10 protein-coding genes, 1 tRNA gene and 2 pseudogenes are annotated in these 11534 nt (G+C 64.8%); 11 read left to right on the forward strand and 2 right to left on the reverse strand.

The window, feature by feature from the left end:
• Nucleotides 1–12: 12 nt before the first annotated feature.
• From H7007_RS07570 to H7007_RS07620, 11 genes and pseudogenes are all read left to right on the forward strand, one after another.
• A complete protein-coding gene (locus H7007_RS07570) occupies nucleotides 13–1503 on the forward strand; it encodes a CAP domain-containing protein (protein WP_287154419.1) in 1491 nt (496 codons plus the stop codon).
• A gap of 228 nt (nucleotides 1504–1731) precedes the next feature.
• A pseudogene (gene rplU / locus H7007_RS07575) lies at nucleotides 1732–2034 on the forward strand (50S ribosomal protein L21); the annotation flags it as partial.
• Nucleotides 2035–2108: 74 nt separating this feature from the next.
• On the forward strand, nucleotides 2109–2369 hold the full coding sequence (gene rpmA, locus H7007_RS07580; RefSeq protein WP_287154420.1) for a 50S ribosomal protein L27: 261 nt from the start codon (nucleotides 2109–2111) through the stop codon (nucleotides 2367–2369).
• A gap of 140 nt (nucleotides 2370–2509) precedes the next feature.
• The gene (gene obgE / locus H7007_RS07585) at nucleotides 2510–3790 is read left to right on the forward strand and encodes a GTPase ObgE (RefSeq protein ID WP_287154422.1); all 1281 of its coding nucleotides are present in this window, start codon (nucleotides 2510–2512) and stop codon (nucleotides 3788–3790) included.
• A 264-nt stretch (nucleotides 3791–4054) separates the two neighbouring features.
• On the forward strand, nucleotides 4055–5194 hold the full coding sequence (proB, locus tag H7007_RS07590) for a glutamate 5-kinase (RefSeq protein ID WP_287154424.1): 1140 nt from the start codon (nucleotides 4055–4057) through the stop codon (nucleotides 5192–5194).
• A gap of 178 nt (nucleotides 5195–5372) precedes the next feature.
• On the forward strand, nucleotides 5373–6620 hold the full coding sequence (locus H7007_RS07595) for a glutamate-5-semialdehyde dehydrogenase (RefSeq protein WP_287154425.1): 1248 nt from the start codon (nucleotides 5373–5375) through the stop codon (nucleotides 6618–6620).
• A 1-nt stretch (nucleotide 6621) separates the two neighbouring features.
• Nucleotides 6622–7251, forward strand: a complete 630-nt coding sequence (gene nadD / locus H7007_RS07600; RefSeq protein ID WP_287154427.1) for a nicotinate-nucleotide adenylyltransferase — start codon at nucleotides 6622–6624, stop codon at nucleotides 7249–7251.
• Nucleotides 7252–7316: 65 nt separating this feature from the next.
• On the forward strand, nucleotides 7317–8606 hold the full coding sequence (locus tag H7007_RS07605) for a LytR C-terminal domain-containing protein (protein ID WP_287154429.1): 1290 nt from the start codon (nucleotides 7317–7319) through the stop codon (nucleotides 8604–8606).
• 137 nt (nucleotides 8607–8743) lie between these two features.
• A pseudogene (gene rsfS / locus H7007_RS07610) lies at nucleotides 8744–9103 on the forward strand (ribosome silencing factor); the annotation flags it as partial.
• 97 nt (nucleotides 9104–9200) lie between these two features.
• Nucleotides 9201–9275: transfer RNA gene (locus tag H7007_RS07615), tRNA-Ala, on the forward strand.
• Nucleotides 9276–9428: 153 nt separating this feature from the next.
• Nucleotides 9429–9713: a hypothetical protein gene (locus H7007_RS07620; protein ID WP_287154431.1), complete on the forward strand. Its 285-nt coding sequence runs from the start codon at nucleotides 9429–9431 to the stop codon at nucleotides 9711–9713.
• An 85-nt stretch (nucleotides 9714–9798) separates the two neighbouring features.
• Here H7007_RS07620 and H7007_RS07625 read toward each other — a convergent pair whose 3' ends face one another.
• Together H7007_RS07625 and H7007_RS07630 are read right to left on the reverse strand one after the other, a co-directional pair.
• Nucleotides 9799–11079: a phage major capsid protein gene (locus H7007_RS07625; protein ID WP_287154432.1), complete on the reverse strand. Its 1281-nt coding sequence runs from the start codon at nucleotides 11077–11079 to the stop codon at nucleotides 9799–9801.
• A 286-nt stretch (nucleotides 11080–11365) separates the two neighbouring features.
• Entirely contained in the window at nucleotides 11366–11512 is a 147-nt protein-coding gene (locus tag H7007_RS07630; protein ID WP_287154434.1) for a hypothetical protein, read from the reverse strand.
• Between the last annotated feature and the right edge of the window lie 22 nt (nucleotides 11513–11534).

The following is an 11534-nucleotide window of genomic DNA, read 5'->3' on the forward strand; positions in this document are numbered from 1 at the left end:
GGGAGAACGAGATTGAAGGGGCTCACCTGGTGGCGAAAGGGCATCACATGCCTGGTGGCGATAGGTCTGATATTCCTGTCCGCCGTGCTGCCGGCTCTCATGACGGGGAACGCTCAGGCGGCTGTGAACGTCTCCGCGGAGGAGGCGCGCATGCTGGAACTGGTAAACCAGGCACGTAATGCGGCCGGCCTCCCCTCACTGCTCGTGGAACAGCAGCTCACCGACTTCGCCCGCTCCTATTCCCAGGAGATGATACAGTACAACTTCTTCGGCCACGATTCCCCGGTCTCCGGGAACCTGCAGCAACGTATCGCCGCGCGCGGGATAACGGGGTGGACGCTGGCCGGCGAGAACATCGCCAAGGCCCCCAACGTGGACGCGGCCTTCCAGGCGCTCATGAACAGCCCCTCCCACCGGGAGAACATACTGCGCCGTGAGTTCAACTGCATCGGGATAGGCGTGGTCCCGGGGCCGGGCGGGCTGTACATAACCCAGGAGTTCATGCGCTTCACCACCATCCCGCCCACCGCTGAGCTCCCGGGGGCCTCACCCGCCCCGTCGGCCACCTTCGACACCTTCGTGCTCATAATGAACCCCAACGGAGCCACGGCGAGGGTGGAGGTGACCTTCCAGGGAGAGGACGGCGAGAACCGGGTCTTCACCTACCAGGTGGGGGCCTACAGCCGTTTCACGGTGCCGGTCCGCGAGACGGTGGGGAAGGGGAGTTTCTCCGTGCACGTGAGTAGCGACCTCCCGGTCCTCGCGGAGCGGGCCATGTACTTCAATTACCAGGGGAAGAAAGGGGGGTCGGATTCCATCGGCGCCCCCAGCCCCTCCAGCAGCTGGTTCTTCGCCGAGGGCTACACCGGAGGGACCTTCGACACCTGGATCCTCCTCCAGAACCCCAACGAGAGCGGGGCCGCGGTGACCCTCAACTTCATGCGCCCCGACGGACGGGTGGTCACCCACCAGGTGAACGTGCCCGCCCGCCGTCGCTACACGGTGCACGTGGACGAGATACCCGGCCTGGAGTCCACCGACGTCTCCACCCAGGTCGCCTCAGACCTCCCCATCGTCGCCGAGCGGGCCATGTACTTCAGCTACGCCGGCCGCACGGGCGGGCACAACACCATCGGCGCCCAGTCCCTGCGCGACGAGTGGTACCTGGCCGAGGGTTACACGGGCGGGTCCTTCGACCTCTACGTGCTCCTGGTCAACCCTCACGAAAGCGAGTCCACGGTCACCCTGAGCTTCATGCGACCGGGCGGTCAGCGCGTGGAGCGCACGGTCAAGCTGGCGCCGCACGCTCGCCGCACGGTGCACGTGGACGAGATACCCGGCCTGGAGTCCACCGACGTCTCCACCCAGGTGAAGGCCTCGCTCCCCGTGGTGGCGGAGCTGGCCGAGTACTTCAACTTCGGCGGCATCACCGACGGCAACAGTTCCGTGGGAGCCGCCCAGCCCTCCACGGACTGGTTCTTCGCCGAGGGCTGCGTGCTTTGACCGGTTGAGGGTTTCATATAAGAGGGGCCGTCCGGTCTCCGGGCGGCCCCGCTCTGTCGGACCTGCTCCACCCCTTCCTGCAAGAGGTTGCCCGACGGGGTGGAACCCGGGAGGTTCACGGAAGGAGGCCGTACAGGGTCGTAGGGGACGGACCGTCTTCCTTTACAGTGCACGGGCACCGTGTTATCTTATAAAACCGTGTTAAAATGACCCTGGAGGTTGGATGTCATGTACGCAGTCATAGAGACGGGCGGGAAGCAGTACCGGGTGGAGAGCGGCTCGGTGATCCGGGTGGAGAAGCTTGACGTCCCGGTGGGCGAGAAGATCGTCTTCGAGCGCGTGATCATGGCCGGAGGGGAGGGCAAGGTATTGGTAGGCCCGGAGGCCGGCAAGGTCAAAGTGGAGGGCACCGTGCTGGGGCATGGCAAGGGAAGAAAGGTAGTGGTCTTCAAGTACCGCCCCAAGAAGGGATACCACCGCAAGCGCGGGCACCGGCAGCTCTTCACCGAGGTCCGTGTGGAGAGCATAAGCGGCGTTCCGGGCGCGGAGGTCGCCGCCAGGGGGAGCCGCAAGAAGAAGACGAGCTCCGAAGGGAGTGATTGAGCATGTCGAGCAAGAAAGGCGTAGGTAGCTCCCGCAACGGAAGGGACAGCCGGTCCAAGAGGTTGGGCGTGAAGAGTTTCGGGGGGCAGTTCGTGACCGGGGGGTCCATACTGGTGCGGCAGAGAGGGACCAAGATAAAACCCGGCGAGAACGTGGGTCTGGGGAAGGATTATACCCTCTTCGCCAAGATCGACGGGTACGTGAGGTATCACCGTTCTGGAGACCGCCATTTCGTGAGCGTCATGCCCGCGGAGGAATCCTGAGCAACGCGCGGAAGCCCTCCAAGGGACGCTGGTTACGAAGACCCCGGGCATCCGGGGATTTTCATTTTCCGCTGCCCCCGGTAAGGGAAAGACGATGAGAGACAACGGCCGGATGAGGATCGTCGTGGAGGGGCGAGGAGTTGTTCATTGACGAGGCTGAGATTCACGTGCGTGGCGGCGACGGCGGCGACGGCTGCGTCAGTTTTCACCGCGAAAAGTACCGCCCGCTCGGAGGTCCTGACGGGGGAGACGGAGGCCGGGGGGGATCGGTCATCCTCCGCGCCTCGGACAGCGTGAACACCCTGGTGGAATTCACGCGAAGGACCCATTTCCGCGCCGGCAGGGGCGGTAACGGTTCGAGCAACAACCGGCACGGTGGGGATGGGAAGGACTTGGTCATCGACGTGCCGGTAGGTACCCAGGTCCGCGACGGGGAAGGGCGCCTCCTGGCCGACCTTTCCCGCCCCGGGCAGGAGGTGGTGGTGGCCAGGGGAGGGCGGGGCGGTCGCGGCAACGCCTCCTTCGCCACCCCGGCGCGGAGGGCCCCCGACTTCGCGGAGAAGGGGGAAAAGGGGGAAGAGAGGAGGATAAGGCTGGAGTTGAAGCTCCTCGCCGACGTGGGCGTGGTGGGCCTGCCCAACGCAGGGAAGTCCACGCTCATCTCCCGCGTCTCGGCCGCCAGGCCGAAGGTCGCCGACTATCCCTTCACCACCCTGGAGCCGGCCCTGGGGACCGTTCGCTTGGACGAGGAGCGCAGCTTCGTCATCGCCGACCTCCCGGGCCTCATCCGCGGGGCCCACGAGGGTAGGGGCCTCGGGTTGAGGTTCCTCCGCCACGTGGAGCGGACCGCGGTGCTACTGCACCTGGTGGACGTCTCCGCCACGGCCCTTGAGCCTCCGGGCCGCGCCCTGGAGGCGGTGCTGGAGGAACTGGAGGCCTACAGCCCGCGCCTCCTGCGGAGGCCGCAGCTCATGGCGGCCAATAAGATGGACGTGGTGCACGAACCTTTTCTGGAGGAGGCGCGTGCGGAGGCGGAAAGGCGTAAATGGAAGTTCTTTCCAATATCCGCCGTCACCGGCCAGGGGGTGGTGGAGCTGATGCGCTTCCTGGGCGGGCTGGTGGAGGAGTACAGGGGCAGGGGAGAGTATCCGGAGAGCGAGGAGCGTGTGGTCTATACCTTCGATCCCCGCAGGGAGAAGGGCTTCCGCGTGGTGCGCGAGGAGGGTTATTACCGCGTGCTGGGAGAGTCCGTGGAGGGACTGGTGAGGAGGCTGGACCTGGAGAAACCGCAGGCCCTGGCCTATGTGCAGTCCCGGCTGCGGAGGATGGGGGTGGAGGAGGAACTCCTGCGCCAGGGGGCCAGGGAAGGAGATGCGGTGGTCATCGGCGATTATGTCTTCGATTTCCTCCCCGAGATATGAGCCGGGAACCCGTACGGGGAGCGGCCCACGCTGCCCCGGCCCCTCCCTTCGTTTATGAGTTGCCCATTGCCGGCGCAGGGCAGATCCTGCGCGGCAGGGGCGGGGAGCAAGGCAAGAGATGCCCGGCCACCGGGACGGGTGTGTTAACCTAATCCTGAGGCCGCACGGTCGCCTTTCCCGCCGCGTCTCGCCGGGCGGAGCGCCGACCCGGAAAAGGAGGTGCGGGGAGAGAGCCCGAAGACGAGGTATGCCGGAGTGACGGAGATGGGTGAGAGGAAGCTTCCCGAGGTGAAGACCCTGGTGGTCAAGGTGGGGACTTACACCCTCAGCGACCAGCGGGGCCGCCTCGACAGGGAACAGGTACGGAGCCTCGTGGACCAGATCGCTATGGTTCGCGCCCGCGTTCCCCGGGTGGTGCTCGTCTCCTCGGGTGCCATCGCCGCCGGCGTGGAGCTCATGGGCCTGTCGGAAAGGCCCCGCGACATCCCTACCCTGCAGGCGGCTTCCTCGGTGGGGCAGGGCCTTCTGGTGCGCACCTACGCCGACCTCTTCGCCGCTCACGGGATACTGGTGGGTCAGGTCCTTTTCACCCAGTACGATTTCGCCCACCGCCGCCAGTATCTGAACGCCAGGAACACCTTCCGGAAGCTTCTGGAACACGGCGTGCTGCCGCTGGTCAACGAGAACGACACGGTGGCCGTGGAGGAGATACGATTCGGGGACAACGACCGCCTCGCCGCCCTGGTGGCGGTGCTCACGGGAGCCAACCTCCTGGTGATGCTCTCCGACGTGGAGGGCCTGTACAGCGGGGACCCACGCCGGGATCGGGAGGCCCGCCTCATCCACGAGGTGAAGGAGGTCACGCCGGAGCTCACCCGGGTGGCGGGAAGGGCGGGCGGAGAGCATTCCTCGGGGGGGATGCGCGCCAAGCTGGAGGCGGCACGCATCGCCAACGCCGCGGGGATCGGCGTGGTGGTGGCTCCCGGGAGGGAACCGCGGGTGCTGGAACGGGTACTAGAGGGGGAGCGGCTGGGGACCTATTTCCACCCCTCCCCCCGCCGCCTCCGGAGCCAGAAACACTGGATAGCCTACGGGGCCACGCCCCGGGGGACCATCGTGGTGGATGACGGGGCGCGGGAAGCACTTCTGAGCGGCGGGAAGAGCCTGCTCCCGGCCGGTGTTCTTGAATGCCGCGGCGATTTCGGCGCCGGGGACGCGGTGGAGGTCGTGGATGCCCGGGGCCGGACCATAGCCCGGGGGATCTGCGGCATGTCCTCGCTGGAGGTGAACCGGGTCAAGGGCCTGCACACCAGGGAGGCCGCCTGGCGCCTCGGCGGGGAATGCGAGGAGGTCATCCACAGGGATTACCTGGTGCTCCTGGATAGGGACGACACTGGGAACTGAGCGCTCCGGAGGACCAGGAGGTCGGAAGGGGAAGGACAAGCGGCCCCGGGGGACAAACTTAGGTTTAGACGCCGTCTTCCACCTATCGGGGTGGCGACGCTCCTTTCCGGGAGAGTGAGGCCGCTGCCGGGGTAAGAGGGAAACGCGGTGGACGGCTCGGTTGTGGCAAGGAGGAGACATGGATGTTCTGGAAGAGATTGGAAAAAGGGCCAAAGAGGCCTCCCTGCGTCTAGGCACGCTGACCACGGAGGTCAAGAACCGCGCCCTGGAGGAGATGGCCGACGCCCTCCTCGCCAGGCAGGAGGACATCCTGTCCGCCAACCGGCTGGACCTGGAGGCGGGGAAGGAGAGCGGGATGAGCTCCGCCCTCCTGGACCGCCTGGCACTCGACCCCAAGAGGGTGGAGGAGATGGCCAGGGGCCTGCGGGAGGTGGCCGCACTGCCCGACCCGGTGGGGGAACTGGTGGCCGGCTGGAGGCTGCCCAACGGCCTGGAGATACAGAAGGTAAGGGTACCGCTGGGTGTGGTGGGCATCATCTACGAGGCGCGCCCCAACGTCATCGTGGACGCGGCGGGGCTCTGCGTGAAGTCGGGAAACGCGGTCATCCTCAGGGGGAGTTCCTCGGCTGCGAACTCCAACCGCGTGCTCACCGAGGTCATCGCCGCAGCAGGGGAGAGGGCGGGCCTTCCCTCCGGGAGCATCCAACTGGTACCCCTGACCGACCGGGAATCGGCCAAGCGGCTCATGCGCATGCGGGAGTACCTGGACGTGCTCATCCCCAGGGGAGGTGAGGGGCTCATACGCACCGTGGTCGAGGAGAGCACCGTGCCGGTCATAGAGACCGGGGTGGGCAACTGCCACACCTACGTGGACGCCTCCGCCGACCTGGAGATGGCCCTGGAGATCGTCATCAACGCCAAGTGCCAGCGCCCCGGGGTGTGCAACGCCATGGAGACCTTGCTGGTGCACGAGGCGGTGGCTGGGGAGTTCCTCCCCCGGGCGGCCGAGGAGTTGCGGGCGAGGGGGGTGACCCTCAGGGGTTGTCCCCGCACCCGGGAGATCCTTCCGGGGACAGAAGAGGCCACCGAGGAGGACTGGTACCGTGAATACCTGGACCTCATCCTGGCGGTGAAGGTGGTCCCCGGTCTCGAAGAGGCCATAGGGCACATCAACCGTTACGGCTCCAAGCACTCCGAGGCCATCATTACCAGGGATTACCAGTCCGCCCGGCGCTTCGTGAGTATGGTGGATTCGGCGGACGTCTACGTCAACGCCTCTACACGCTTCACCGACGGGGGCCAGTTCGGATTGGGCGCGGAGATCGGCATCTCCACGCAGAAGCTGCACGCCCGGGGGCCCATGAGTCTGCGCGAGCTCACCTCCACCAAGTTCATCATCTGGGGGGAAGGGCAGGTGCGGGTCTGAGATGGGAAGAACGCCTCACAGGAGGATAGGCGTGATGGGGGGGACCTTCGACCCCATCCATCACGGGCACCTGGTGACCGCCGAGGAGGCCTGGAAGCAGTTCCGGCTGGACCTGGTGCTCTTCATCCCCAGCGGTCACCCTCCCCACAAGGAGGACCGGCGGAACCTGGACCCCGAAAGCCGTTACCTGATGACGGTGATCGCCACCGCCGACAATCCCCATTTCCAGGTCTCGCGCATAGAGATCGACCGGCCGGGCCCCTCCTATACCATCGACACCGTCCGCGAGCTGCACCGCATCTACGGCAAGGAGGCCCAGATCTTCTTCATCACCGGCGCCGACGCCATTCTCGAGATACTCACCTGGAAGGAACCGGAAAAGGTCCTCCAGGAGTGCACCTTCATCGCCGCCACCCGCCCCGGCTATGACCTGCGGCGTCTGGAGGAATCCCTTCCCGAGGCGGAGAGGTTGCGCCGCGCCACAGAGCCGCGGGTGCTGATCATGGAGATACCCGCCCTGGCCATCTCCTCCACGGACATTCGCAGGAGGGTCAGAGAGGGAAGGTCCATCCGCTATCTGGTTCCCGAGGGGGTGCGGGAGTTCATCGAGAAGAACGGCTTTTACAGGTGAGGGGTGCCCGCCGCCGGCGTCCACGCGGCGCGTGAAACGGGGGGACGGTTTAGAGCGGGAGGATGATGAAGGAGGAACCCGACAGCCGCCGGGATAGCGCTCCCGAGTCCCGGATGAAGGAAAAGCCCTCCCGCCTGGCCCGCCATCGGCGGGAGGAGGCGCGGCTGAGGAGGCGGCTGACCCTCGGCCTTGTCGGCATCCTGGCCGTGGCTCTCGTTGTGGGCTCCATCCTGGACCTCCCGGTGGCGAGCTTTCCCCGGCATGCCTGGCGCTGGCTGCGGGCGCGGATCTCGTCTCCCGGTAGCCCTGAGGAGGAAGCCCCGACCTATCTTTTCCGGACCCATCCTCAGACCGGCAAGCAGCTCGAGAACGGCGTCTCCGTGCTCCTTGGGTTGACCGCGGGAAAAGAGGGGGAAGGCCCCGGAGACCTCCTCTATCTGGTCCTGTTCACCTTTCTTCCTCAGGGGGGCGGGTTGGAAGCCTACGTCATCCCGGAGATGCTCCTCACCTACGACGCCTCCGGGAGCCCCCTGCGCCTGAGGGAGAGCCTGCGGCGGGATAAATGGGAGGACCTGTTGCGCTCCACGGTGGGGAACCTGGCCGGCGTGGAGGTGGACTACCTCCTCCTTTGCGCATTCCGGGACGCCGTTCGCGCCCTGCAGTCCCTGGAACTCCCCCCGGTGGTCCTTGAGGAGGACGCCCAGTTCCGCGACCCGGTCACCGGGGAGAGGCAGAGCGTCTTCGCCGGCCAGCGGATAGGTGACGCGGATCGCCTGATCTACTATCTCCTGGCCGTAGACCGTACCGATTACTGGGACGGTTATTTCCGCCGCGTGGACAGGCTGAAGGAATATCTGCCGCGCGCCCTGGGCGCGCTTGGGGAGAAGGCGGGAGCCGAGGAGCCCTGGGAACTCTTGGGTGAGGGGGGCGGGATAACCCTTTATCCCGGTACCGGTTCGGCGGGCCGGGACGCCTCATATGTCCTTTCCATGCTCCGGGCGGCGGTGGCCGCGGCCGGGCGTGAGCTGCCCTGCCGTGGGATCCCCCGCGTGGAGATACTCAACGGGTGCGGGGTCCCGGAACTGGGCAGGAAGGTCGGAAACCGCCTGGCGGACATGGGGATTCCGCTGGGGGACACGGGCAGAAACGCCAAGGTCGTGGTGGACGGCGAGGAGGTGAACGACTTCAGCCACCAGGAGAGCCTGATAATCTGCCGTAGCGCCGATCCCAGGACACGGGCCTTCGCCAAATACCTGGGGGTTCAGCTCTCCGTGAAGGAGGTGAGGGAGGAACCGGGACCGGGAGCCGAGGTGGTCCTGGTGGCCGGGCGGGACATGGCCTCGAGAGGGACATAGTGTGCTAATCTGGAGGAGAGGGAAGGGGACGGGCCTTCCCCCGGAACGTAGGTGGACAGAACGACCGCCCCGCGGCAGGAGGAAGGCGGGGCAGAAGGGCGGGTCACGAAAGGAGGTGCGTAGCGGCGGAGAGCAAGGATCTGGCCCTTGTAGCGGCGCGGGCGGCGGCGGCGAAGAAGGCCCGTGACGTGCTGGTCCTGGACATGAGAGAGGTGTTCCTGCTCACCGATTACTTCGTCATATGCAGCGGGAACACCGACCGGCAGGTGGGCGCCATACAGGAGGCGGTGGAGGAGAAGCTGGCCGCTGTGGGCGTGAAGCCAGTACGCCGTGAGGGAGTGCGGCACCGGCGCTGGGTACTCCTCGACTACCTGGACATAGTGGTGCACATCTTCCGCCAGGAGGAGAGGGAGTACTACGAGATCGAGAGGTTGTGGAAGGACGCCCCGCCCGTGGAATGGGAGGAGGAAGAGGACAGGGCCGCAAGCGGGGTTTGAGCCGCGGCGCCGCAGGGAGAGGGCGATTCACGCGGCGGTGGTCGTTGACGCATGAAAGCCGTCTACTTATACTTTTTTCACGGAAAGAGGCTCGAACGGGGCCGTGGCGCAGTGGGAGCGCGCTACCTTGGCATGGTAGAGGTCACGGGTTCAAGTCCCGTCGGCTCCACCACGATTTAGCTGGGAAAACGCGAAAGCGGAATCCCAGCTTTTCTCTTCCATCTAACACTTCATCTAACACCTGGCCGAGTGATCACCCCGGTGCGCGATCGCCCCCGGAAACCATCCTCAGAATAAGGTTACCGATGAGTAAGGAGGTGGAATCGTGGAAGAGAAGGTCGTCATCGACCCCGAGGAGGAGACCTCCCCGGAGTTTGATGCTCTGAGGGATAAGATATTGAGTTGCGCTTTCGGAGAGTGGGAGCTTGAACTCTACCACGGGATTGAGGAGCTCCTGCCGCGCATTCCTATCATTCAGAGATTGATAGAGGTCAGGAGAACGTTTATGGAGAAGGTCTTGTCCGAGGCCGTGACCTCCGCGGTGGCGGTAAAAGCCCTCTATGACCCAACGCTGCTCGATAAGCTGGAGGCTTTGGACATCTCGATATGAATCGAAGATTTAGAAAACCGAGGGCCCCGGTCCTCCGGGGCCCTCTTCTATAAGAAATGGAATACCGCCCCGACCAGGCGGTAGCTTAGGAGGGCGGGATGATCCCGTCTATTATCGTGAACCAGCCGGGCCTTACAACCAGAACATCGGCCCGCAGGTAGGCCCTAATGAGGACTTGGAGCTTGGAAAAGGCATCCCCGGCCTCCCGGCTGACCTCGATTCTTAGGTCTGTCCGCATCCCTATCCACAACTGGGAGAAATCGCCCAAGAATATGCAGGAGGCATTGGTCGCCGCTCCCTTCTCCATGTCCACTCGAATCTGGTTTGTAACCAGCTTCTTCCCGATCTCCTCATAGATCGCGGGCGGGCGGAGGGGTTGGCCCACGTCATCCGTCCAGATCGCCGTCTGGGTATACTCGCGGGGCGACATGATGAGCGCGAGGTTCCGGGGATCGGGCCCGTTGGCCTCCAGTATCCTACCGACGGCTTCCACAATCTCCTTGTAGCCGCTCAGGGGACTGCCGTTAGCCCCCATATCGACCACGTTGACGCCTTCAGTACTGTAGAGACCTAAAGGCTCATTGGAAGCCCCCTGGCCGAACAGGCAGGCCCGGTCGAGTTCGAGAGCCAGGGCCTGGGCCAGGGAGTTGGTGACGATCTGGTCCAGGTTCATGGCATCCTCGAAAAGTTCGATCGAGCAGCGCACGATGGCGGCCAGCGTGTTGGCTTTCATCCGATAGAGCGCGAAGTTCATATCGCTTTCGGTCACGGTCTCGTGCTCCGCTCGCCAGTAGGCAACCGGGTCCTTGGTGACCGCGGCGAAAGAGAAATCGGAGCTTTCCATGGGGACGGTGAGCGCGCCGGCATTGATGCACACGCTGCGATTTCTGGCCAGGTCGATGATCTTCGTGGAAAGCGGGTGCGGGACGAGGAAACCGCCCAGGGTAGAATCGCCCTGCTCCAAGGCCCGGTGCTCCGCCGCCGCGCCCCGCCAATCGCCGGTGACTATGCCCCTCAGATACTTGCCGAGGCTAAGGCTCCCGAACTCCGACCGCCCCATAACGGAACGGACTTCCTGGTCCGGGCGCAGGAGCCGGATATCGTCTCCGCGCTCCACCTCCATCCCGGCGATTATGGGAACGGGTTGGCCGTGCTCGATCGACCGTAGGAAATTGAGCCTTTTCTCCAGTTCATCGATCTGCCGGATCTCTTCAAAGTTAAGATCTCGCCCCTCTTTCTCGGCGGTTTTTAGAATCTGATTCATACGGTCAAGGACCTCACGCTGAGCGCGCTCATTCTCGCGGTGGTCGGCCTCCTCCAGATATTTCCTCAGCGACCTCTGGATGAAATCCAGATCGATTGTCATCTCAACCTCCTTTCTGCTGCCCAAAAAAATGGGCACACCAACTACCTATCGGTGGCCCGGATGCGTGCTCCTCCCCTGAGGAGAGCATTGCCGGAGGTCCCCGCCTCCCCTGAGGCCAGGCACCTGCCCATATTCAGTTTTTGCCCCGAGCGGCCACGTGATCCCCGGCACGCGGGCCTCCCCTGAGGCCTTCGCCGGGGGCCCTCCCGGTCCCCTGACCTTCGAGGCTTGGGGCCGCCTTTCCTGGGGCCTCCGATAACATCATAAACGGCAAGGGTGACAATTTTCAATCCTCCGCGCCGGATGACATTCCCAGCTCCATCTCAAAAAACTCATATTGCCTTTCCCGCTTCCGCTTTTCCCTTACAAGCTCGCGCAGGAGGGCCTGGAAAAACCTTATCTGCGCTTCGCGAAGCCGCTTGCACTCCGGCACGGGAGGGTCATCCTCACGCTGG

Source organism: Candidatus Solincola tengchongensis, from assembly GCF_015711935.1.
Classification (GTDB): domain Bacteria; phylum Actinomycetota; class Geothermincolia; order Geothermincolales; family RBG-13-55-18; genus Solincola_A; species Solincola_A tengchongensis.

Excerpts from the sequence above, each read along its gene's own strand:
- proB (WP_287154424.1), top strand. The coding sequence starts at position 4,055 with ATGGGTGAGAGGAAGCTTCCCGAGGTGAAGACCCTGGTGGTCAAGGTG.
- H7007_RS07605 (WP_287154429.1), top strand. The coding sequence starts at position 7,317 with ATGAAGGAGGAACCCGACAGCCGCCGGGATAGCGCTCCCGAGTCCCGG.
- H7007_RS07625 (WP_287154432.1), bottom strand. The coding sequence starts at position 11,079 with ATGACAATCGATCTGGATTTCATCCAGAGGTCGCTGAGGAAATATCTG.
- rpmA (WP_287154420.1), top strand. The coding sequence starts at position 2,109 with ATGTCGAGCAAGAAAGGCGTAGGTAGCTCCCGCAACGGAAGGGACAGC.
- H7007_RS07595 (WP_287154425.1), top strand. The coding sequence starts at position 5,373 with ATGGATGTTCTGGAAGAGATTGGAAAAAGGGCCAAAGAGGCCTCCCTG.
- nadD (WP_287154427.1), top strand. The coding sequence starts at position 6,622 with ATGGGAAGAACGCCTCACAGGAGGATAGGCGTGATGGGGGGGACCTTC.